The sequence below is a fragment of the Isoptericola sp. NPDC057653 genome (assembly GCF_042799955.1).
Lineage (GTDB): Bacteria > Actinomycetota > Actinomycetes > Actinomycetales > Cellulomonadaceae > Isoptericola.
Window position 1 is genome coordinate 149134 of record NZ_JBHVHP010000002.1, and the last position, 22062, is coordinate 171195.

20 protein-coding genes are annotated in these 22062 nt (G+C 75.4%); 19 read left to right on the forward strand and 1 reads right to left on the reverse strand.

The annotated features are described in order from the left end of the window. Window positions 1-117: 117 nt before the first annotated feature. Window positions 118-831, forward strand: coding sequence for an HAD family hydrolase (locus ACFU9A_RS11935; RefSeq protein WP_430575503.1), 714 nt, complete (start codon window positions 118-120; stop codon window positions 829-831). On the opposite strand, the gene ACFU9A_RS11940 is transcribed toward ACFU9A_RS11935, so the two are convergent. Further along, on the reverse strand, window positions 821-1744 hold the full coding sequence (locus tag ACFU9A_RS11940; RefSeq protein ID WP_430575504.1) for a RecB family exonuclease: 924 nt from the start codon (window positions 1742-1744) through the stop codon (window positions 821-823). The genes ACFU9A_RS11935 and ACFU9A_RS11940 overlap by 11 nt on opposite strands. Window positions 1745-1874: 130 nt before the next feature. Between ACFU9A_RS11940 and ACFU9A_RS11945 the strand changes: the two genes are divergently transcribed. The 18 genes from ACFU9A_RS11945 (at window position 1875) to trpC (ending at window position 21939) form a co-directional block, all read left to right on the forward strand. Then, window positions 1875-2999, forward strand: coding sequence for a site-2 protease family protein (locus ACFU9A_RS11945; RefSeq protein ID WP_430575505.1), 1125 nt, complete (start codon window positions 1875-1877; stop codon window positions 2997-2999). A 43-nt stretch (window positions 3000-3042) separates the two neighbouring features. Next, on the forward strand, window positions 3043-4140 hold the full coding sequence (locus tag ACFU9A_RS11950) for a tRNA (adenine-N1)-methyltransferase (RefSeq protein WP_430575506.1): 1098 nt from the start codon (window positions 3043-3045) through the stop codon (window positions 4138-4140). Between the two features lie 209 nt (window positions 4141-4349). After that, on the forward strand, window positions 4350-6005 hold the full coding sequence (gene arc / locus ACFU9A_RS11955; protein WP_430575507.1) for a proteasome ATPase: 1656 nt from the start codon (window positions 4350-4352) through the stop codon (window positions 6003-6005). A 133-nt stretch (window positions 6006-6138) separates the two neighbouring features. Continuing rightward, window positions 6139-7854, forward strand: coding sequence for a depupylase/deamidase Dop (gene dop / locus ACFU9A_RS11960; RefSeq protein WP_430576456.1), 1716 nt, complete (start codon window positions 6139-6141; stop codon window positions 7852-7854). Between the two features lie 65 nt (window positions 7855-7919). After that, a complete protein-coding gene (locus tag ACFU9A_RS11965; RefSeq protein ID WP_430575508.1) occupies window positions 7920-8606 on the forward strand; it encodes a DUF3558 family protein in 687 nt (228 codons plus the stop codon). Window positions 8607-8768: 162 nt separating this feature from the next. Further along, window positions 8769-8966 carry a ubiquitin-like protein Pup gene (locus ACFU9A_RS11970; RefSeq protein WP_430575509.1) on the forward strand — a complete coding sequence of 66 codons (198 nt, stop codon included), beginning with the start codon at window positions 8769-8771 and terminating at the stop codon, window positions 8964-8966. A gap of 6 nt (window positions 8967-8972) precedes the next feature. Further along, on the forward strand, window positions 8973-9878 hold the full coding sequence (prcB, locus tag ACFU9A_RS11975) for a proteasome subunit beta (RefSeq protein ID WP_430575510.1): 906 nt from the start codon (window positions 8973-8975) through the stop codon (window positions 9876-9878). Further along, window positions 9875-10597 (forward strand): proteasome subunit alpha, encoded by a 723-nt coding sequence (prcA, locus tag ACFU9A_RS11980; RefSeq protein WP_430575511.1) that lies wholly within the window; start codon window positions 9875-9877, stop codon window positions 10595-10597. The genes prcB and prcA overlap by 4 nt, the downstream gene beginning before the upstream one ends. Window positions 10598-10631: 34 nt before the next feature. Then, entirely contained in the window at window positions 10632-11993 is a 1362-nt protein-coding gene (gene pafA / locus ACFU9A_RS11985; RefSeq protein ID WP_380316913.1) for a Pup--protein ligase, read from the forward strand. A gap of 74 nt (window positions 11994-12067) precedes the next feature. Then, a complete protein-coding gene (locus ACFU9A_RS11990) occupies window positions 12068-13078 on the forward strand; it encodes an FKBP-type peptidyl-prolyl cis-trans isomerase (RefSeq protein ID WP_430575512.1) in 1011 nt (336 codons plus the stop codon). 7 nt (window positions 13079-13085) lie between these two features. Continuing rightward, window positions 13086-13859 carry an imidazole glycerol phosphate synthase subunit HisF gene (gene hisF / locus ACFU9A_RS11995; RefSeq protein ID WP_430575513.1) on the forward strand — a complete coding sequence of 258 codons (774 nt, stop codon included), beginning with the start codon at window positions 13086-13088 and terminating at the stop codon, window positions 13857-13859. Between the two features lie 10 nt (window positions 13860-13869). Beyond that, complete coding sequence (locus ACFU9A_RS12000; protein WP_430575514.1) at window positions 13870-15810, forward strand: ABC transporter ATP-binding protein; 1941 nt, start codon at window positions 13870-13872, stop codon at window positions 15808-15810. Further along, the gene (locus tag ACFU9A_RS12005; protein WP_430575515.1) at window positions 15807-17630 is read left to right on the forward strand and encodes an ABC transporter ATP-binding protein; all 1824 of its coding nucleotides are present in this window, start codon (window positions 15807-15809) and stop codon (window positions 17628-17630) included. Before ACFU9A_RS12000 ends, ACFU9A_RS12005 begins: the two co-directional genes overlap by 4 nt. A 104-nt stretch (window positions 17631-17734) precedes the next feature. Then, window positions 17735-18214, forward strand: a complete 480-nt coding sequence (gene hisI / locus ACFU9A_RS12010) for a phosphoribosyl-AMP cyclohydrolase (protein WP_430575516.1) — start codon at window positions 17735-17737, stop codon at window positions 18212-18214. 89 nt (window positions 18215-18303) lie between these two features. Beyond that, the gene (locus tag ACFU9A_RS12015; protein ID WP_430576457.1) at window positions 18304-19833 is read left to right on the forward strand and encodes an anthranilate synthase component I; all 1530 of its coding nucleotides are present in this window, start codon (window positions 18304-18306) and stop codon (window positions 19831-19833) included. A gap of 93 nt (window positions 19834-19926) precedes the next feature. Continuing rightward, window positions 19927-20637, forward strand: coding sequence for a Trp biosynthesis-associated membrane protein (locus ACFU9A_RS12020; RefSeq protein ID WP_430575517.1), 711 nt, complete (start codon window positions 19927-19929; stop codon window positions 20635-20637). A 41-nt stretch (window positions 20638-20678) separates the two neighbouring features. Continuing rightward, complete coding sequence (locus tag ACFU9A_RS12025) at window positions 20679-20957, forward strand: HGxxPAAW family protein (RefSeq protein ID WP_430575518.1); 279 nt, start codon at window positions 20679-20681, stop codon at window positions 20955-20957. Window positions 20958-21114: 157 nt separating this feature from the next. Next, window positions 21115-21939, forward strand: coding sequence for an indole-3-glycerol phosphate synthase TrpC (trpC, locus tag ACFU9A_RS12030; protein WP_430575519.1), 825 nt, complete (start codon window positions 21115-21117; stop codon window positions 21937-21939). Window positions 21940-22062 lie beyond the last annotated feature (123 nt).

The following is a 22062-nucleotide window of genomic DNA, read 5'->3' on the forward strand; positions in this document are numbered from 1 at the left end:
TCGTCCAGCGTATACAGCACGTCCACGGCACGGGGCTGCGCCGGCGGTCGGGTCGCGTGGCCGGGCTCACGGGACCCCGACGGCCGGCGCGCGGCCCACGGTCCGTACGATGGACGGGTGCCCGAGACCCTCGCCCCCGCCCCCCAGACCCCCGAGCAGACCCTCCCCGCGGCCGTCCTGTGGGACATGGACGGGACCCTCGTCGACACCGAGCCGTACTGGATCGAGGCCGAGCACGAGCTCGTGGCCGAGCACGGCGGCACGTGGAGCCACGAGCAGGCGCTGCAGCTCGTCGGCAACGCGCTGACGGTCTCCGCCCAGATCCTGCGGGACCAGGGTGGCGTCGACCTCCCGGTCGACGCGATCGTCCGGCGGCTCCTGGGCCGCGTCGTCGAGCAGGTGCGGGTGCGGGTGCCGTGGCAGCCGGGGGCGCTCGGGCTGCTCACGGGTCTCGCCGAGGCCGGCGTGCCCTGCGCGCTGGTGACGATGAGCTACGCGGAGCTGGCCGAGGAGGTCGTCTCGCGCGGGCCCGCGGGCGCGTTCGTCACCCTCGTCACGGGCGACCAGGTGGAGCGCGGCAAGCCGGACCCCGAGCCCTACCTGGTCGCCGCCGAGCGCCTGGGCGTCGACCCGGCCGCGTGCGTCGCCATCGAGGACTCGCCCACCGGGATCGCGTCGGCCCGCGCGGCCGGTGTGACGACCCTCGGCGTCGAGGCCGTGGTGCCCGTGCCGCAGCTGGACGGGCTCAGCCGGGCGTCGTCGCTGGAGGCCGTCGACGTGGCCACCATCGCGCGCATCGGCGCCGGCGAGGTCCTCGACCTCAGCCGCTGACGGACTCCTCGTCGGGCCGGGCGCCCGCCTCGGGCTCGACCCCGAGGCGGGCGCGCAGCGCGCCCGCCGGGATCACCGGCGGCGTGCCGCCGAACTCCGGGCACACCGACCGGTGCGCGCACCAGCCGCACAGCCGGCTGCGGCGCGGGCGCCAGTCGCCGGTGCGCGCGGCGTCCTGGACGGCCGTCCAGAGGGCGCGCACCTTGGTCTCCGTGGCCTCGAGCTCGTGCTCGTCCGGCTGCGCGCGCAGCACCTGCCCGTCGCCCAGGTACAGCAGCTGCAGCATTCGCGGCAGCACGCCGCGCTCGCGCCAGAGCACCAGCCCGTAGAACCGCATCTGGAACAGGGCGCCGGCCTCGAAGCCGGGCCCGGGCGCGCGCCCGGTCTTGTAGTCGACCACCCGCATGGCGCCGCCGGGGGCGACGTCGAGGCGGTCCACGATCCCGCGCAGCAGCGGGCCGCCGTCGAGGGCGGTCTCCACCCGCAGCTCGCGTGCCTCGGGCTCCAGCCGGTTCGGGTCCTCCAGGGTGAAGTAGGTGCCCACCAGCCGGCGGGCGCGGGCGATCCACTGCTCGGGCGTGGTCCCCGCGGCGTCCCCGTCGGCGTCGAACAGGGTGGCGTACCGCGGCTCCGCCTCGACGAGGCGGTCCCACTCCACGGGCAGCAGCGCCTCGGCCGCCTCCGGCGTGCGCTCGCCGACCGGCGCGTCGTACAGGCGCTCGAGCACCGCGTGCACGAGCGTGCCGCGCGCGGCCGCCGACGACGGCGGCTCGGGCAGCCGGTCGACCACGCGCAGCCGGAACAGCAGGGGGCAGCGCATGAAGTCGCTCGCGCGCGACGGCGACAGCGCCGGCGTCCGGACCTCGGCCGCCGGCGACGCGTCGGGCACGTCGGGGGCGGCGGTCGTAATCATGCGCGCCACCCTACGGTCGGCCGGGGACACGACGGGGTCCGCAGGGACCCGACGGGTCCCGAGCGGCACGAGGGGCGCGGAGCCGTGGCCGGCGACCCGGGCGGCGGCCGACGCCGGATAGCCTGGCGGGGTGACCTCTCGCTCCCGGGGATGGGTGGTCGGCCGCATCGCGGGCGCGCCGGTCCTCGTCACCCCCTCGTGGTTCCTCGGCGCCGTCGTCCTCACCCTGGTGTTCGCGCCCTCGGTCCGGACGTGGTTCGCGCCGCACATGCCGACGACGGGCGTCCTCGTCGTCGCGTTCTCGTTCGTGCTGCTGCTGTTCGCGTCCGTCTTCCTGCACGAGGTGGCGCACGCGCTCGTCGCCCGCCGGCGCGGGCACCAGGTCACGGAGCTCGCCCTGACGCTCTGGGGCGGCCACACGGCGTACACCGGGGCGGGGGCCCGCCCGCTCGACGGGGCGCTGGTGGCCGTCGTCGGCCCGCTGACCAACCTCGTCCTGGCGGGGGCGTTCTGGGTCGCCTTCCAGCTGCAGCCGACCGCGGGGACCGTGCCGGCCGCGCTGCTGCTCGCCGGGGCGTTCTCCAACGCGTTCGTCGGGTTCTTCAACCTCCTGCCCGGGCTGCCGCTGGACGGCGGCCAGATCCTCGAGTCGATCGTGTGGGGCGCGACCGGCTCCCGGTCCCGGGGCACGCTCGCCGCGGGCTGGGTCGGGCGCGCCGTCGCCGTCGCCGTGCTCGCGTGGGCGCTCCTGTGGCCCCTGCTCGAGGGCCGGCGGCCCTCCTGGGTGATGGTCGTGTGGGGAGCGCTGATCGGCGCGTTCCTGTGGTCCGGCGCGGGCGACGCGATCAAGGGCGCGCAGGCCCGCGCCCGGGTCGCGACGCTCTCCGCGCGCGGCCTCGCGGTGCCGGCCGTCGCGGTGCCCGTCGCCACCACGGTCGCGGGCGTGTCCGCGGCCGCGGCCCGGAACCCGGGCGTCGTCGTGGCGGTCGTCGGCCCGGCCGGCGAGCCGGTCGGCTGGGTGGACCCGGCCGCCGTCGCGAACGTCCCCGCCGCCCGTGCGGACCTGACCCCGGTGGAGGCCGTCGTCGTGCCGTTCCCGCCGGGCTCGGCGGTCACGCCCGACCTCGAGGGGGACGCCCTGCTCGACCGCCTGGCGCGCGGGTCGTCGGGGGCGCGCGTCGTGCCCGTGGTCGAGGGCGGCCGCGTCACCGGGGTGCTCGACGTCGCGCGCGTCGCCGCCGCGCTGCGCCGGTAGCGCGGGGGAGGGCGCGGGAGGGCGGCCGGTAGACTCGCGCGTCGTGACTCCCGCCGATCCTGCCGCGCCCGAGACCCGCCCGACCGCCGAGCCGACCGCCACGCCGACCGGCGGCTCCGCGCCGACGGCCACCGGCGCCGACCTGCGCCGCGGCCCGCTGCGCGAGGGGGACCGGGTCCAGCTGACCGACCCCAAGGGTCGCCTGCACACCATCACGCTGAAGCCCGGCGGCACGTTCCACACGCACAAGGGCTACTTCCGCCACGAGGACCTCATCGGCCGCCCCGAGGGGTGGGTCGTGACCAACACGGCGGGCATCGAGTACCTGGCGCTGCGGCCCCTGCTGAGCGACTACGTCCTGTCGATGCCGCGCGGCGCCGCCGTCGTCTACCCGAAGGACGCCGGCCAGATCGTGCAGATGGCCGACATCTTCCCGGGCGCGCGCGTGGTCGAGGCGGGCGTCGGCTCGGGCGCGCTGACGATGTCCCTGCTGCGCGCCGTCGGCGACGCCGGCGAGCTGCACTCCATCGAGCGGCGCGAGGACTTCGCCGCGATCGCGCGCGGCAACGTCGAGTCGTTCTTCGGCGGCGAGCACCCGGCCTGGCGCCTGTCGATCGGCGACCTGGCCGACGTGCTGCCCACCGTCGCCGAGCCCGGCACCGTGGACCGCGTGGTGCTCGACATGCTCGCGCCGTGGGAGAACGTCGACCCGGTCGCGCAGGCGCTCGTGCCCGGCGGCGTGCTGATCTGCTACGTCGCGACCGCCACCCAGCTCTCGCGGACCGCGGAGGACCTGCGCGCCGACGGCCGGTTCGCCGAGCCGCAGGCGTGGGAGTCGATGGTGCGCGGCTGGCACCTGGAAGGCCTCGCGGTGCGCCCGCAGCACCGGATGATCGGACACACGGGCTTCCTCATCACGGCCCGGCGGCTCGCCGACGGCGTCGTCCCGCCGGAGCGCACCCGCCGGCCGGCCAAGGGCTCGTACCCCGCGCCCGACGCCGAGTGGTCCGAGGAGGAGCTGGGCGAGCGCGCCGTGTCGGACAAGAAGATCCGGCGCGTGCGCCGCGACCTCGGCGTCGCCCCCGACGCCGTCGCTCCCGAGGCGGCGGCTCCCGCCGGCGACGCGCCCGCCGAGGGCTGAGCCCCGTCGGACCGGCACGACCCGCCGTGCCCCCGTCGAGGGGCGCGGCGGGTCACGGCCCGGTCACCGTCAGGTCTCGGTCGGGCGACGTCGCGACCGCTCCGTGAAATGAACCCCCGGACGTCGGCGTTGATGTCTAGGGTGCTGTACTCCGGGGGCGTCTTCCCGCCCGGGCAGGTGACCACCCGGGCCGCACGAGAGGGGATGCGATGACCGACAACCCTGTCCGCCCGGACTCGTCGGGGCTGCCGACCGGACCGAGCCACGACGCCCAGCTCGCCCTCCTCGCCGCGAAGAACGAGCGGCTCGCCGAGGCGCTCCGCGCCGCGCGCGACCAGATCGTCGAGCTCAAGGGCCAGATCGACGAGCTCGCCAAGCCGCCGGGGACGTACGCCACGTTCCTCGCCGCGCACGACGACGGCTCGGTCGACATCTCGTCCGCCGGCCGCAAGATGCACGTCCAGTCGAGCCCGGGGCTCGACGTCGAGGCGCTGCGCCCCGGCCAGGAGGTCAAGCTCAACGAGGCCATGACGGTGGTCGAGGCCGGCGGCTACGAGCGCACCGGCGAGCTGGTCACCGTCAAGGAGGTCCTCGACACCGAGCGCGTGCTGGTGGTCGGCCGCGCCGACGAGGAGCGCGTCGTGCGTCTCGCCGGGTCGGTCGCCGACGCGGCGCTGCGCGTCGGCGACGCGCTGACCGTCGACGTGCGCAGCGGGTTCGTCTACGAGGTGGTGCCCAAGTCCGAGGTCGAGGAGCTCGTCCTCGAGGAGGTCCCGGACATCGCCTACGAGGACATCGGGGGCCTCGGGCCGCAGATCGAGCAGATCCGCGACGCCGTCGAGCTGCCGTTCAGCCACCCCGACCTGTTCCGCGAGCACGGGTTGCGCCCGCCCAAGGGCGTGCTGCTGTACGGCCCGCCCGGGTGCGGCAAGACGCTCATCGCCAAGGCCGTGGCGAGCTCGCTCGCGGGGATGGTCGCGTCCACGCGGGGCGGGGACCCGGCCGCGAAGAGCTACTTCCTCAACGTCAAGGGCCCCGAGCTGCTCAACAAGTACGTCGGCGAGACCGAGCGGCACATCCGCCTGATCTTCGCCCGCGCCCGCGAGAAGGCGACCCAGGGCGCCCCCGTCGTCGTGTTCTTCGACGAGATGGAGTCCCTGTTCCGCACCCGCGGCACCGGCCTCTCCTCGGACGTCGAGACGACGATCGTGCCGCAGCTGCTCGCCGAGATCGACGGCGTCGAGCGCCTCGACAACGTCATCGTCATCGGCGCCTCGAACCGCGAGGACATGATCGACCCCGCGATCCTGCGGCCCGGCCGCCTGGACGTGAAGATCAAGATCGAGCGGCCCGACGCCGAGGGCGCCACCGAGATCTTCGGCAAGTACCTCACCCCGGCGCTGCCGATCCACCCCGACGACCTCGCCGAGCACGGCGGCAGCCAGACCGAGGCGATCGGCGCCATGATCCGCAGCGTCGTCGAGCGCATGTACTCCGAGGACGAGGAGAACCAGTTCCTCGAGGTCACGTACGCGTCCGGGGACAAGGAGACCCTGTACTTCAAGGACTTCAACTCCGGCGCGATGATCCAGAACGTCGTGGACCGCGCCAAGAAGTCGGCGATCAAGGACCTCCTCGCCACCGGGCAGCGGGGCATCCGGGTGGAGCACCTGCTGTCGGCGTGCGTCGACGAGTTCAAGGAGAACGAGGACCTGCCGAACACCACCAACCCCGACGACTGGGCGCGGATCAGCGGGAAGAAGGGCGAGCGCATCGTCTTCATCCGCACGATCGTCCAGAAGAAGGGCGGCGACGGGGCTCCCCGCACCATCGACACGGTGACCAGCACGGGGCAGTACCTGTAGCCCGGCCCCGACCCGACGGACCGCGTGATCGAGGTACCCGTCCCGAGGTCGACCCGCCGCGGTCGACTTCGGGACGGGTACCTCGATCTCGTCCGGGGCCACCTAGGGTGGTGGCGTGAGCGTTCGTCGCGTGATGGGGATCGAGACCGAGTACGGCGTGCTGGCACCGGGGCGGCCGATGGCCAACCCGATGCTCATGAGCTCGCAGGTGGTCATGACGTACCGCGCCCTCGTGGCGAGCGCGGGCGCGCGGCCGCCGGCGCGCTGGGACTACGACGACGAGGACCCCCTGCAGGACGCCCGCGGGTTCCACCTGCAGCGCGCGTCCGCGCACCCGTCGCTCCTCACCGACGACCCGTCCCGCCCCGCGCCGTCCGGCCCGGTCGGCACCGGGGGCGGCACGCCCGCCTCCGCCCAGGTCGCCTCCGCGGCCGGCACGCCCGGCGCCTCGGCGCGGGGCCGGTCCGCGGGCCGCGCGGCCCGGCAGCAGCCGGAGGAGGTCGAGCGCCCGTCCGTCGAGGACTACGACGACCCGAGCGCGGCGAACTGCATCCTCACCAACGGCGCCCGCCTGTACGTGGACCACGCGCACCCGGAGTACTCCTCCCCGGAGGTCACGGGGCCGCGCGACGGCGTGCTGTGGGACGTGGCGGGGGAGCGGGTCATGCTCGCGTCGGTGCGCTCCCTCGCGGAGGTGCCCGGCGGCGAGGTCGTGCTCTACAAGAACAACGTGGACGGCAAGGGCGCCAGCTACGGCACGCACGAGAACTTCCTGGTGGACCGGGCGCTGCCGTTCGGCACGCTCGTCGAGCTGCTCACGCCCTTCCTCGTGACCCGCCAGGTGTTCTCCGGCTCCGGCCGCGTGGGCATCGGCCCGACCGGGGCCGAGGCGGGCTTCCAGATCTCGCAGCGGGCGGACTACATCGAGGCCGAGGTGGGGCTGGAGACCACCCTGCGCCGGCCCATCGTGAACACCCGCGACGAGCCGCACGCCGACCGCACCCGCTGGCGCCGCCTGCACCTCATCATCGGCGACGCCAACCTGTTCGAGGTGGCGACGTTCCTCAAGCTCGGCACCACGTCCCTCGTGCTGTGGGTGCTGGAGCACCTGGACGAGCTCGCGGAGGCGGGCGTGCCGGCGCGGGCCGAGCTCGCCGCCCTGCGCCTCGCGGACCCGGTGGCGGACGTGCAGCGGGTCTCGCGCGACCTGAGCCTGACGGAGGCGCTCGAGCTCGCGGACGGCCGGCGGCTCACGGCCCTGCAGGTCCAGGAGGCGTACGCCGACGTCGTGGCGCGCGCGGTCGCGGCGCTGGCGGCCGGCGAGGGCGGGCCGGACGCCGAGACGGCGGACGTGCTGGACCGCTGGCGGTCGGTGCTGAGCCGGCTGGCCACCGACCCGGCGACCTGTGCGCGCGAGGTGGAGTGGGTCGCCAAGCGCCGGCTCCTGGAGGGGATGCGTTCGCGCGACGGGATCAGCTGGGACCACCCGCGGCTGCACGCGCTCGACCTGCAGTGGACCGACGTGCGCCCCGAGCGGGGCATCTACCACCGGCTCGTCGCGTCCGGCGCCGTCGAGCGGCTCGTCGACGACGAGTGCGTGGCCGACGCCGTGCACCATGCGCCGGCCGACACCCGCGCGTGGTTCCGCGGCGAGGTGATGGCGCGCTACGCCGACCAGGTGTCGGCGGCCAGCTGGGACTCCGTGATCTTCGACGTCCCCGGCGCGGCCGCGCTGCAGCGGGTGCCGATGCTCGACCCCGCGCGGGGGACGCGGGCGCACATCGGCGCCCTGCTCGACGCGAGCCCCGACGCGGCCGCCCTGCTGAAGGGCCTGCGCGGCGAGGGCTGAGGCCGTCCTCGAGCGTGGCGGTGGACCCGTTCCGCCGTGCGGTCCGGCTGTGGTTGGATCACCGCGTGTCACCGATCCGCACCGCCGCGGCGCCCCTGGCCCTGGCCGCTGTCCTCGTCCTCTCCGCATGCTCCGACCAGGTCTCTCCTGACGTGCCGGAGCACCCCACAGGGTCGGCGTCGGCCCCGACGGCGGTGGAGGCAGCGCCGGCGGACGTCGGCGACGTCGGTGTCGACGCACCGTGCGAGCTGGTCGACGAGACGACCGTGGCACGCCTCGTCGGGGAGGAGCTCCGGGAGCACCAGGAGGGGGCCGTCGGGAAGATCCCGGGCTGCGTGTGGGGCAGCATGAACGGGCCTGGTCTCCGGGTCGCGAGCGTGCCGGCGGAGGTCTGGGGCGCGTCCGTCCCGGAGATCCTCGACCAGCTCCTCGAGACCGGCGGGGCTCTCCTCGACGAGGAGAGCATGGAGCGTCTGGAGAAGGCGCAGGGGATGGTCGAGCAGGGCGAGCTGCTCTCCGCCGGCGAGGCCTGCGACATCTTCTCGACGATGGCGGAGCTGACCGGGCAGGCGCCGGGCAGCGACTACTCGGTGAGCTACGTCCCGGACCTCGACGACCCGATCGCGGTCTCGGCGCAGGCCTGCGTCGACGGCCGCTACCTGTCGCTTCTCGTCATCTCCTCGCAGGTGGAGGTCTCGGCGGCGACCGAGGCGCGCCTCGTCGAGGCCCTCGCGGACCTCTCCGAGGCCTGACGCGCCCGGGGTGGTCCCGACCTGCGCGGGTGGAGTCGTTCCGCCCTGGGCGCAACCTGCGTGGACGTCGCCGCGCAGTGTCGCCCGCAACGCATAGGCTGGCGTCGCGAGACTCTCCCGGAGCCCTTGTCGGGAGCTCCGCAGCAGCGAAGGAGGCGGACCATGGCCGGTCAGGAACGGATCAACCCGCAGCACGAGGACCGCACGCCCGACGACGACGCGGACGCCCCCGCGCCGGTGGCCCCGGCGGCGACCGAGCGGGACGCCGAGGTGGACGCCCTCCTCGAGGAGATCGACGAGGTCCTGGAGACGAACGCCGAGTCGTTCGTCCGCGGCTTCGTCCAGAAGGGCGGTCAGTGATCGCCCATGACCAGCGCTGACACCTCGGGACGCCTGCCGGACGCGTTCCTGCGCCCCGGCTCGTCCTCGTTCGTGGACTTCCTCGCCGGGCACGCGCCCGACCTGCTGCCCGGCCGGCGGCCCGGCACCGGCGGCGCGCCCGCCGACGGCCTCGCGCCGCACGCGACGACGATCGTCGCGCTCACCTTCGGGACCGACGACGGCGGCCGCGGCGTGATCATGGCGGGCGACCGCCGCGCCACCGCGGGCAACCTCATCGCCAGCCGGGAGATGGAGAAGGTCTTCGCGGCCGACGCCTACTCGGTGGTCGGGATCGCGGGCTCGGCGGGCGTGGCGATCGAGCTCGTGCGGCTCTTCCAGCTCGAGCTGGAGCACTACGAGAAGATCGAGGGCTCGCTGCTGTCCCTCGACGGCAAGGCCAACCGCCTGTCGACGATGATCCGCGGCAACCTGCCCCTGGCCCTGCAGGGCCTCGCGGTGGTGCCGCTGTTCGCCGGCTACGACCTCGACCGCGGGTACGGGCGCCTGTTCAGCTACGACGTCACCGGCGGCCGGTACGAGGAGCACGACCATCACACGGTGGGCTCGGGCTCGGTCTTCGCGCGCGGCGCGCTGAAGAAGCTGTGGCACCCCGGGCTCGACGCCGACGCGGCCGTCGGGGTGGCCGTGGAGGCCCTCTACGACGCGGCGGACGACGACAGCGCGACCGGCGGCCCGGACCCCGTGCGACAGATCTGGCCGGTCGTGACCGTGGTGACGGCCGACGGCGTGCGCCGGGTCGGCGACGACGAGCTGGCGGCGACGGTCGAGCGGATCGTCGCCGAGCGAGGGGCGGCGCACCGCGCGGCCCACGGCGACCGCCCCGCGGGCGGCGGCGGCCGGCCCGGGGCGCACGGAGGTGCACGCGCATGAACATGCCGTTCTACGTCTCGCCCGAGCAGCTCATGAAGGACCGGGCCGACTTCGCCCGCAAGGGCATCGCCCGAGGCCGGTCCGTCGTCGTGCTCGCCTACTCCGGCGGCATCGCGTTCGCCACGGAGAACCCGTCGCGCGCGCTGCACAAGATCTCCGAGATCTACGACCGCATCGCGTTCGCCGCGGTCGGCAAGTACAACGAGTTCGAGAACCTGCGCGTCGCCGGCGTGCGCTACGCGGACCTGCGCGGGTACTCCTACGACCGCACCGACGTCACCGCGCGCGGCCTCGCCAACGCGTACGCGCAGACGCTCGGCACGGTGTTCACCACGGAGTCCAAGCCGCTCGAGGTCGAGCTGGTCGTCGCCGAGGTGGGGGCCACCCCGGCCGCCGACCAGATCTACCGGCTCTCCTACGACGGCTCCGTCGCCGACGAGCACGGCCACGTCGTCATGGGCGGGCAGGCCGAACAGCTCAACGCACGGGTGGGCGAGGCCTGGCACGAGGGGATGACGCTGCCGGAGGTGCTCGCGCTCGCCGTGCGCACCCTCGGCGCGGTCGGGACCGACGGCTCCGTCTCCGCGCCGGGCGAGGAGCGGGAGATCGCGCCCGCGGGCCTCGAGGTGGCGGTGCTGGAGCGCGAGGGCCGGCGCCGGGCGTTCCGCCGGCTGCAGGGCGCGGCGCTGGCCGGGCTGCTCGAGCAGCCGGGCGACTGAGACGGGCGAGCGGGGCCGAGGAGAGGGGAACGTCGTGGACCGCAGGATCTTCGGTCTGGAGACCGAGTACGGGGTGACGTGCGCGGCGGACGACGGGCGCGGCCTGTCCGCGGACGAGGTCGCGCGCTACCTGTTCCGCAAGGTCGTGGCGTGGGGGAGGTCGTCGAACGTCTTCCTGCGCAACGGCTCCCGCCTCTACCTCGACGTCGGGTCGCACCCCGAGTACGCGACGGCCGAGTGCGACGACGTGCACCAGCTGGTCGCCTACGACCGGGGCGGCGAGCGCATCCTCGAGGGCCTCGTGGCCGACGCGCAGGAGCGGCTGGAGCACGAGGGCCTGTCCGGCAAGGTGCACCTGTTCAAGAACAACACCGACTCGGCCGGCAACTCCTACGGGTGCCACGAGAACTACCTCGTGCGCCGGCAGGGCGACTTCTCCCGCCTGTCCGAGGTGCTGGTGCCGTTCCTCATCACGCGGCAGGTGCTCACGGGCGCCGGCAAGGTGCTGGCCACGCCGCGTGGTGCCGTCTACTGCCTCTCCCAGCGCGCCGACCACATCTGGGAGGCGGTCTCCAGCGCCACCACGCGATCGCGCCCGATCATCAACACGCGCGACGAGCCGCACGCGGACGCCGAGATGTACCGGCGCCTGCACGTCATCGTGGGCGACTCCTCGATGGCGGAGCCCACGACGATGCTCAAGGTCGGCGCGACCGACCTCGTGCTGCGCCTCGTCGAGGCGGGCGTCCCGATGCGCGACCTGTCCCTCGAGAACCCCATCCGCGCGATCCGCGAGATCAGCCACGACCGCACCGGCCTGCACCCGGTGCAGCTCGCCAACGGCCGCACCGCCACCGCCGTCGACATCCAGTGGGAGTACTTCCACCGCGTGCGGGAGCACGTCGACAGCCACGCCGGCGCGACGCCCGTCGTCAAGCAGGTGCTCGACCTCTGGGAGCGAGGGCTGCGCGCGCTCGAGTCGGGCGACCTGTCGCTCGTCGACCGCGAGCTCGACTGGGTGATCAAGCTCAAGCTGATCGAGCGGTACCAGGCCAAGCACGACCTGGCGCTGGACGACCCGCGCATCGCGCGCCTCGACCTGGCGTACCACGACATCTCCCGCACCGAGGGGCTCTACAACCTGCTCGCCGCCCGCGGGATGGTCGAGCGCGTGGTCACCGACCTCGAGGTGTTCGAGTCGACCGCCGTCCCGCCGCCCACGACCCGCGCCAAGCTCCGCGGCGACTTCGTCCGCGCCGCGCAGGAGGCGCGCCGCGACTACACCGTGGACTGGGTGCACCTGAAGCTGAACGACCAGGCGCAGCGCACCGTGCTGTGCAAGGACCCGTTCCGGTCCGTCGACGAGCGCGTGGACCGGCTCATCGAGTCCATGTAGCCGGTGGCGCGGTTCGACGCCGGACCGTGCGGACCGTCGCTCCGGGGCACTGTCGATCGTGGCAGACTGTCGCGGTGCTCCGCCGACTGACGCTCCTGCTGGCCCTGCTGCTCGGCGGCTCCCTCGTCCTCGGCGGGTGCAGCTCGTCGCTGCTCGACGGGCTGGCCGACGCGCCGTCGTCGGGTCCGTCGGCGTCGCCCGTGCAGGTGTCGGGCGCGGTGGGCGAGCCGCCCGCCCTGGAGTACGAGCAGCCGTACGACGTGACGCGCCCCGGCGCGCGGACGGTGTGGCCGGGCTCGGGCGACGCGGTCGTCGACGGCGAGCCGGTGCTGCTGAACATGTACGCCGAGGACGGCCGCGACGGCACCGTCATCTCCAGCACGTACATCGACGCGCCGGCCTGGTACACGATGTCGCCGGCGTCGCTCGGCTCCAACCTCTACGACACCCTGCGCGGCCAGAAGGTCGGGGCGCGCATGCTGCTCGTCGAGGAGGACCAGGACGTCCCCGTGATCCTCGTGGTCGACGTGCTGCCGACCCACGCCTCCGGCGCCGAGGTGCCCGTCGCGGACGGCCTGCCGACCGTCGCGCGCGGTGCCGGCGGCGCCCCGAAGGTCACGGTGCCGAAGAAGGCGGACCCGCCGGAGGACCTGCAGGTGCAGCCGCTGCTGCGCGGCAGCGGCCCGCAGGTGCAGGTCGGCCAGGTCGTCACGATGCGGTTCACCGCCGTGCGGTGGAGCGACGGCAAGCAGTTCGACACGACGTGGTCGGCCGGCACGCGGCCGCAGTCCGCGACGATCGGCATCGGGCAGCTCGTCGACGGCCTCGACCAGGGCCTCGTGGAGCAGACCGTGGGGTCCCAGGTGCTGCTCGTCGTGCCCCCGGGCCTCGGCTACGGTGGCACCAGCAGCGACCTCGCCGACGAGACCCTGGTCTACGTCGTGGACATCCTGGACGCGCACTTCCAGGTGACGGAGGCCGAGTCCACCGGCAAGGGCCAGGGCGACGACGGCGGCGAGCCGGGATCGAAGCCCGGCAAGAAGTCCGGCGACCAGCCCGCCGGCACCGACAGCAAGGAAGGGTGAGTCCCGCATGTCCGTGGCCGTCCGCGTGATCCCGTGCCTCGACGTCGACGACGGACGGGTCGTCAAGGGCGTGAACTTCACCAACCTGCGCGACGCGGGCGATCCCGTCGAGCTCGCGGCGCGCTACGACCGCGAGGGCGCGGACGAGGTGACGTTCCTCGACGTGTCCGCGTCGTCGGGCGACCGGGCCACCATGGTCGACGTGGTGCGCCGTACCGCCGACCAGGTCTTCGTCCCGCTCACGGTGGGCGGCGGCGTGCGGTCGACGGACGACGTCGACCGGCTCCTGCGCGCCGGCGCGGACAAGGTCGGCGTGAACACCGCCGCCATCGCGCGCCCCGAGCTGGTCGCGGAGATCGCCGCGCGCTTCGGGCGCCAGGTGCTGACGCTGTCGGTGGACGCGCGCCGCGTCACCGGCGGGACGGTCACGCCGTCGGGCTTCGAGGTGACCACCCACGGCGGGCGCCGCGGCACCGGCATCGACGCGGTCGAGTGGGCCGCGCGGGCGGCGCACCTGGGCGCCGGCGAGATCCTGCTGAACTCCATGGACGCGGACGGCACCACCGCGGGCTTCGACCTCGAGATGCTCGCCGCCGTGCGCGAGCAGGTGGACGTTCCCCTCGTGGCGTCGGGCGGCGCCGGGGAGCCGGAGCACTTCGTGGCCGCCGCCCGCGCGGGCGCGGACGCGGTGCTCGCCGCCAGCGTCTTCCACTTCGGCGCGCTGACGATCGGGCAGGTCAAGGACGCCCTGGCGGCCGCGGGCATCGAGGTCCGTCGATGAGAGGCTGTCGATGAGCGGCAGTCCCACCCCGGGGGGCGGGGCCGCCGGCGCGGGCCGCGCCGCGGGGCTCACGCTCTCCGGGTCCCGGCTGCGCCGCTCGGCGACCCTCGTCTGGCGGGGCATGCGCTCCGAGCCGCGCCTGTACGTCCTGGCCGTGGGCGCCTCCGCGGTGTTCGGCGCGGCGACCGTGGCGGTCAGCCGCGCGGTCGGCTGGGCCACCGACGCGGTCGTGGTGCCCGCCATCGCGGGGGACCAGGCCGCGCAGGGGCGGATCTGGGTGGCCGGGCTCGTGCTCGCGGCCGTCGCGCTGACCCTCGCCCTCGGCGTGGCGGGGCGCCGCATCTGGGCGGGCTACGGGTTCGCGGCGATCCAGGCGCACCACCGGCGTGGGCTGTCCGGCCAGTACCTGCGGCTGCCCGTGTCCTGGCACCGGTCGCACCCGGCGGGCCGCCTGCTGTCGGCGGCGAGCGCCGACGTCGAGGCCGCGACCGGCGTGTTCAACCCGCTGCCCTTCGCGCTCGGCGTCGTGGTCATGATCGCCGTCGCCACGGGGATGCTCCTGGCGGTGGACGTGTGGCTGGCGGTCGCGGCGCTCCTGGTGGTCCCCGCCGCGGTCGCGGCGAACGTCGTGTTCCAGCGGCACATGACGCCGGCCGTGACCCGCGCGCAGCAGCTGCGCGCCGAGGTGGCCGACGTCGCGCACGAGTCGTTCGAGGGCGCGCTCCTGGTCAAGTCGCTCGGCACCGCCGACCGCGAGGAGGCCCGGTTCGCGGAGCGCACCGACGCGCTGCGGGCCGCCAACGTGCGCGTGGGCACGGTGCGCGCGGTGTTCGACCCGGCCATCGAGCTGCTGCCGTCCCTCGGCACGCTCGTGGTGCTCGGCGTCGGCACGTGGCGCGCGTCCGTCGGGGCCGTCGACACCGGCGACGTCGTCACGGCCGCCTACCTGCTGACCGTCATGGCGGTGCCGGTGCGCGCGTTCGGCTGGGTGCTCGGCGAGCTGCCGCGCGCGCTGGTGGGCTACGACCGGATCGCCGGCGTGCTCGACGCCCCGGTCACCCTCGTGGCGGGGGAGCGCGCCCTGCACCGGGCGGCCGGCGGCCTCGGGGTGCGGCTCGACGGCGTGGGCGTGGACGTCCCCGCGGCGGGGACCACGGCCACCCTGCTCGACGGCGTCGACCTGGAGGTCGCGCCGGGCGCCACCGTCGCGCTGGTGGGCAGCACGGGCGCGGGCAAGACGACGCTGGTCTCGCTGCTGGCCCGCCTCAGCGACCCCACGCGCGGCCGGGTGCTGCTCGACGGCGCCGACCTGCGCGACCTGGCGCCGGGGGAGGTCCCCGCGCAGGTCGCCCTCGTGACGCAGCAGACCTTCGTCTTCGAGGACACCGTGCGCGCGAACGTCACGCTCGCCGACCCCGGTGACGCCGGTGCGCCCGACGACGCGGCGGTCTGGGACGCGCTGCGGACCGCCCGGGTGGACGACGTCGTGCGCGCCCTCCCGGGCGGCCTCGACGCGACCCTCGGGGAGCGCGGCGCCAACCTGTCCGGCGGCCAGCGGCAGCGGCTCGCCATCGCCCGCGCCCTCGTGCGCCGGCCGCGGCTGCTCGTGCTCGACGACGCCACCTCCGCCGTCGACCCGCGCGTCGAGTCCGAGATCCTCGGTTCCCTGTCGGCCGCGCGCGCCGGCGGCGGCACGCGGGCCACGACCGTCGTGATGGTCGCCTACCGGATGTCGTCGGTCGCGCTGGCCGACGTCGTGGTGCACGTGGAGGGCGGGCGCGTCGTCGACGTCGGCCCCCACGACGCGCTGCTGGCCCGCGACCCGGGCTACCGCGCGCTGGCCACCGCGTACGAGCGCGAGACCGCGCGGCGGGCCCGGGAGGTCGCCGACGAGCGTGCCGCCGGGGAGTCCGTGGACGGCACCGACCCGACCGAGGAGGGGGCCGCGTGAGCGAGTCGCGCATCGCCGCCGCCAGCGAGCTGGGGGTGCTCGCCACCCTGCGCCGGGGCGTGCAGATCTCGCCGCAGATCGTCGACGGCCTGTGGGTCACGCTGGCGCTCGCGGTGCTCGCCGCCGCGGGGCGCGTGGTCGTGCCCGTCGCGGTCCAGCGCACGATCGACGACGGCATCCTCGCCGCCGGCGGCCCCGACGCCGGCCGCGTCGCGCTGCTCACGGGGCTGGCCGCGGGCGCCGTCGTGGTGGCGGGCCTGTGCACCGCCGTGGTGAACGTGCGGCTGTTCCGCCGCACGGAGGCCGGCCTGGCCGCGCTGCGGGTACAGGCGTTCCGGCACGTGCACGACCTGTCCACGCTGGCGCAGGGCACCGAGCGGCGCGGGGCGCTGGTGTCCCGGGTGACGTCCGACGTCGACACGATCTCCCTGTTCGTCCAGTGGGGCGGCATCCAGCTCCTCGTCTCCACGCTGCAGGTGCTGGTCGCCACGGCGCTCATGGCCGTGTACTCCTGGCAGCTCACCCTCGTCGTGTGGGCGTGCTTCGTGCCGCTGTTCCTCGTGCTGCGCCGCGCGCAGGGGTCCGTCAACCGGGCCTACGCGGCGGTGCGCCAGGCCGTCGGGGCGATGCTCGGGGCGATCTCGGAGGCGGTCGTGGGCGCCGAGACGGTGCGCGCCTACGGCGTCGCCCGGCGCACGGGTCGGCGCGTGGACGCGGCGATCGAGGAGACCCGGGCCACGCAGGCGCGCGCGCAGCTCCTGGTGTCGTCCGTGTTCTCCAGCGGCGTCCTGGTCGCCAACCTGGTGCTTGCCGTCGTGGTCGTGGTCGGCACCCTCCTCGGAGTGGGCGGCGGCCTCACGGCGGGCCAGGTGGTCGCGTTCCTGTTCCTGGTGCAGCTGTTCACCGGGCCCGTGCAGCAGGCCACCGAGATCCTCAACGAGCTGCAGAACGCGGTGGCCGGATGGCGGCGCGTGCTCGCCGTGCTGGAGACGCCGGTCGACGTGGCCGAGTCCGCCGACGCGGTGCCCAGCCCGCGGGGCCCGGCGGCCGTCACGCTGCGCGGGGTGCGCTTCGCCTACCCGGACGGCCCGGACGTGCTGCACGGGGTGGACCTCGAGCTCCCCGCACGGCGCAAGGTCGCCGTCGTCGGCAAGACGGGCTCGGGCAAGACGACCGTCGCCAAGCTCGTCACCCGGCTCATGGACCCCACCGAGGGCCAGGTGCTGCTCGACGGCGTCGACCTGCGTCGCCTCACCCTCGGGTCCCTGCGCGAGCGGGTGGTCCTGGTGCCGCAGGAGGGCTTCCTCTTCGACGGCACGGTCGCCGAGAACGTCGCCTACGGGCTGCGGGACGACGACGGCGGGGCCGGGGGCGCCGGGACGGGCGCGCACGAGGACGCCGTGGCGGCCCGCGTCGCCGAGGCGGTCGGCGCCCTCGGCCTCGCGGACTGGGTGGCGGGCCTGCCGCAGGGCCTGGCGACGCCGGTCGGGCAGCGCGGCGAGGCGCTCAGCGCGGGGGAGCGGCAGCTGGTCGCGATCGCCCGGGCCTACCTCGCGGCGCCGGACCTGCTGGTGCTGGACGAGGCGACGTCGGCCGTCGACCCGGCCGCCGAGGTCCGGATCGCCCGGGCGCTCGACTCGCTCACCTCGGGCCGTTCCACGCTGACGATCGCGCACCGCCTCTCGACGGCGGAGGCGAGCGACGTCGTCGTCGTGGTCGACGAGGGCCGGGTGGTCGAGGTGGGCGGGCACGCCGAGCTCGCCGCGGCCGGCGGCGTGTACGCCCGGATGCACGCGAGCTGGGTGGCGCAGACGCGCTGAGGAGGCGGCCCCCGGCCCGCGCCGGGAGCCGCCCGGCCCCGCTCGGCCCCGCCCGCGCACGGACCCCGCTCCGAGGGGCCCCGCGGACGTGTCAAGATGCTCGGGTGACCACGCCCGCACTCCCCGGTGCACCCCTCGACGCCTCCCTCGACCCCGCGATCGCGGCCCGGCTCAAGCGCGACGAGCACGGCCTCGTCGCCGCGATCGTGCAGCAGCACGACTCGGGCGAGGTGCTCATGCTCGGCTGGATGGACGACGAGGCCGTGCGCCGCACCCTCACCGAGGGCCGGGTGACGTTCTGGAGCAGGTCACGCCAGGAGTACTGGCGCAAGGGAGACACGTCCGGGCACGCCCAGCTGGTGCGCTCCGTCGCGCTGGACTGCGACGGCGACGCCCTGCTCGTGCGCGTGCACCAGATCGGCGCCGCGTGCCACACCGGCGCCCGCACCTGCTTCGAGGCGGGCGGCGACCTGGGCGCCGTGGTCGGCCCCGACGCCGTCACGCAGGCTTCCACGACCACCACCACGACCACCACCACGACCGACACCACGACCCGTCCCGACGACACGCAGGAGGACCGGTGACCACCCCCGCCGTCACACCCCCCGCCCCCGCGCCCGCCTCCCGGCCGGCGCCGACCCGGAGCCCGGTCGCGGGCCCCTCGGCGGAGGACCTGGCGTGGGGCACGACGTGGCCGGGTCTCGAGACGTTCCGGGTCCTGGCCGCCGACCGCCGCGTCGTCCCCGTGGTGCGCCGCGTGCTGGCCGACGACGTCACCCCGGTCGGCGTGTACCGCACCCTGGCGCAGGACCGCCCCGGCACGTTCGTGCTCGAGTCCGCCGAGTCGGCGGGCGGCTGGTCGCAGTGGTCGTTCGTCGGCGTCGACTCGCGCGCCACCCTGACGTCCGACGGCGGGCGGGCCGTGTGGCACGGTGACGTGCCGGCCGGCATCCCCGTCGAGGGCGACGTCGTCGACGTGCTCGGCGCCGCGCTCGAGGCGCTGCGCACGCCCCCCGTCGAGGGGCTGCCGCCCCTGACCGGCGGGCTGACGGGTGCCCTCGGGTGGGACGTCGTGCGGCACTGGGAGCCGACGCTGCCGGCGACCGCCCCGGACGAGCTCGGGGTGCCGGAGGTGGCGCTGAGCCTCGCGACCGACCTCGTGGCGATCGACCACCACTCCGGCACGGCCTGGCTCATCGCCAACGCGATCAACGGGGACGGCACCGACGAGCGCGTCGACGAGGCGCACGCCGACGCCGTCGCCCGCCTGGACGCGATGCAGGCGCGCCTCGCCGCGCCGGCCCCCGCGGTGCCCACCGTGCTGCGCGGGCCGGACGAGGTGACCGAGCCGGCGCTGGAGTTCCGCTCCACGCGCGACGAGTTCGAGTCCGCCGTGCGGGCCGGCCAGGAGGCGATCCGCGACGGCGAGGTGTTCCAGGTGGTGCTGTCCCAGCGCCTCGGCCTGGACTGCCCCGCCGCGCCGCTGGACGTCTACCGGGCGCTGCGCACCATCAACCCGAGCCCGTACATGTACTACTTCCGCCTCACCGGGCCCGACGGGCGGGAGTTCTCCGTCGTCGGCTCCAGCCCCGAGACGCTCGTGAAGGTGACCGACGGCCACGTCACGACCTACCCCATCGCGGGCTCGCGCCCGCGGGGGGCCACCGTGGAGGAGGACGTCGCCCTCGGGGAGGAGCTGCTCGCCGACCCCAAGGAGCGCGCCGAGCACCTCATGCTCGTCGACCTCTCGCGCAACGACCTGGTCAAGGTCTGCGAGCCGACGTCGGTCGAGGTGGTCGAGTTCATGGCCACCCGCCGCTTCAGCCACATCATGCACCTGTGCTCCACCGTGGTCGGCCGCCTGCGGGCGGGCGCGACGGCGCTCGACACGCTGCGCGCGACCTTCCCGGCCGGCACCCTCTCCGGGGCGCCGAAGCCGCGGGCGATCGCCCTCATCGACGAGCTCGAGCCGGCGTCGCGCGGGATCTACGGCGGCACGGTCGGCTACTTCGACTTCGGCGGGAACATGGACATGGCCATCGCGATCCGCACGGCGTGCATCCGCGACGGCCGGGCGTGGGTGCAGGCCGGCGGCGGGATCGTCGCCGACTCCGTGCCCGCGCTCGAGTACGAGGAGTCGCGCAACAAGGCGGCCGCGGCGGTGCGCGCGGTGCAGCTGGCCGCGCGGTTCCGGGCGCTCTGAGCAGTGGGTTCGAGCAGGGCAGCGGGTTCGAGCAGGGCCGTGGGGACGACCGGTGCCGCGGGCACCGACGGGCAGGACGGACGGGCAGGACTGATGGACGAGGCAGCGGGGATCACGCACGACGGCGACGCCGGGCGGGCGCCGGACCGCGGGCCGGGCCGCGGGCCCCTGCGCGCGCGCTCGCGCGCCGTGTGGTCGGTGGTCGCGGTGGGCGGGCTCACGCTCGCGACGGCGTCGCCCACCTGGGTGAGCACGACGGTCTCGACGGCGCTCGAGCCGACGGTGGACGTCGCGGTGCCGGGCACCACCGCCGCGCCCGCGGTCGCCGCCGCGGCGCTCGTCGTGGTCGCCGGCGGCGTCGCGCTGGCCATCGCGGGCCGGGTGGCGCGATGGGTCGCGCTGGTCGTGGTGGCGCTCGCGGGCGCGCTGGCGGCCGCGTCGGCGCTGGCCGTGCTGCTCGACCCGGTGCCGGCGGCGACGTCCGGCGCGTCGGACACCGCGGGGGTGACGGACCTCACCTCGCCGGTCGCGGTGGCGGTGTGGCCGTGGCTCACGGTGGTGCTGGGCGTCCTGGCCGTGGCCGTCGCGGTGCTCGCCGCGGCGGGCTCGCCGGGCTGGGGCACGACCTCCGGGCGGCACGAGCGCGCGTCCGCCGACCTGTCGACGGGCGACGAGGCCTCCCCGGCCCCGGCCGGCGGCGACCGTCCCGCGGCGGCGGCCCAGGCCGACGACGCTGGTCAGCACGACCCGCACGACGCCTGGGACGCGCTCTCCCGGGGTACGGACCCGTCCGCGGACCGCTAGGCTGGGCCGCGCACCACGTCACGAAAGGGCATCACATTCCAATGACCGACAACCGCAACGCCGAGGTCGCCTACCTGCCCCCGGCCGTCCCGCCCACGAACCACGGCCACACGACCGCCGCGTGGACGGCGATGATCGGCATCATGCTGGGCGTGGCCGTCGGCGCCGTCGGGATGCTCCCCGACGTCCCGGACGCGGTGGTCTGGGTGGGCGCCGTGATCGTCGCCGGCTCGCTCGTCCTCGGCGCCGTGCTGCGCGGCATGGGCTTCGGCCAGGCGAAGCCGGGCGTGACGCCGCGCAAGGCGCCGTCGGGCCACTGACGCCCGCGCACCGACCTCACGACGGCGCGTCCCTCCTGCGGGAGGGGCGCGCCGTCGTCGTCTCACGGTCGGAGACGTGTCAAGGGCGTCCCGCGGACAGGCCTACGATGGCTGGCAGGGCGTCGGTGCGGCGTCACGGGCACGGGGGAGGCAGACCATGACGGTCCTGGAGGACATCGTCGCGGGGGTCCGCGAGGACCTCGCGCTGCGCCAGGCGCGCACGTCGCTCGACGAGCTCAAGGAGCGTGCGGCCCGCGTGCCGGGCGCGCTCGAGTGCTGCGGGCGCCTGCTCTCGGAGGATCGCGTCGCCGTGATCGCCGAGGTGAAGCGCTCCAGCCCCAGCAAGGGCGACCTGGCACCCATCTCCGACCCGGCGGCCCTCGCCGAGGAGTACGCCCGCGGAGGCGCGAGCGCGATCTCGGTGCTCACGGAGCAGCGGCGGTTCGGCGGCAGCCTCGCGGACCTGGACGCCGTGCGCGCCAGGGTCGACGTGCCGGTGCTGCGCAAGGACTTCGTCGTCACGCCGTACCAGGTCTGGGAGGCTCGCGCGCACGGGGCGGACCTGGTCCTGCTCATCGTCGCGGCCCTCGAGCAGACCGTGCTGACCTCCCTCATCGAACGGGTGCACTCGCTCGGCATGACGGCGCTGGTCGAGGCCCACACGGCCGACGAGGTGCGGCGCGCGCTGGACGCCGGCGCCCGCGTCGTCGGCGTCAACGCCCGCGACCTGAAGACCCTCGAGGTGGACCGCACGACCTTCGCGCGGCTCGCCCCCCTCATCCCGGACGACGTCGTGCGCGTCGCCGAGTCCGGCGTGCGCGGCCCGCACGACGTGCTCGACTACGCCCGCTCGGGCGCGCACGCGGTGCTCGTCGGGGAGGCGCTCGTGACCGACGGCGCGCCGCGCCGCTCCGTCGCCGACCTGGTCGCGGCCGGGCAGCACCCGGCCCTGTGGTCGGTCCGCCCGGCGGCCCAGCCGTAACGTCCGACCGGACGGCCCCGCGGCGGGCCGGGCCGGTGGCCGCAGGACGCCGCACCGCCGAGGGCCGGACGACCGGTACCCTCGGACGACCCTTCATGCAGACCCGCAGGCCGCACCGCCGAG

Excerpts from the sequence above, each read along its gene's own strand:
- ACFU9A_RS11940 (WP_430575504.1), bottom strand. The coding sequence starts at position 1,744 with ATGATTACGACCGCCGCCCCCGACGTGCCCGACGCGTCGCCGGCGGCC.
- arc (WP_430575507.1), top strand. The coding sequence starts at position 4,350 with ATGACCGACAACCCTGTCCGCCCGGACTCGTCGGGGCTGCCGACCGGA.
- dop (WP_430576456.1), top strand. The coding sequence starts at position 6,139 with ATGGGGATCGAGACCGAGTACGGCGTGCTGGCACCGGGGCGGCCGATG.
- ACFU9A_RS11970 (WP_430575509.1), top strand. The coding sequence starts at position 8,769 with ATGGCCGGTCAGGAACGGATCAACCCGCAGCACGAGGACCGCACGCCC.
- prcB (WP_430575510.1), top strand. The coding sequence starts at position 8,973 with ATGACCAGCGCTGACACCTCGGGACGCCTGCCGGACGCGTTCCTGCGC.
- prcA (WP_430575511.1), top strand. The coding sequence starts at position 9,875 with ATGAACATGCCGTTCTACGTCTCGCCCGAGCAGCTCATGAAGGACCGG.
- hisF (WP_430575513.1), top strand. The coding sequence starts at position 13,086 with ATGTCCGTGGCCGTCCGCGTGATCCCGTGCCTCGACGTCGACGACGGA.
- ACFU9A_RS12000 (WP_430575514.1), top strand. The coding sequence starts at position 13,870 with ATGAGCGGCAGTCCCACCCCGGGGGGCGGGGCCGCCGGCGCGGGCCGC.
- ACFU9A_RS12020 (WP_430575517.1), top strand. The coding sequence starts at position 19,927 with ATGGACGAGGCAGCGGGGATCACGCACGACGGCGACGCCGGGCGGGCG.
- ACFU9A_RS12025 (WP_430575518.1), top strand. The coding sequence starts at position 20,679 with ATGACCGACAACCGCAACGCCGAGGTCGCCTACCTGCCCCCGGCCGTC.
- trpC (WP_430575519.1), top strand. The coding sequence starts at position 21,115 with ATGACGGTCCTGGAGGACATCGTCGCGGGGGTCCGCGAGGACCTCGCG.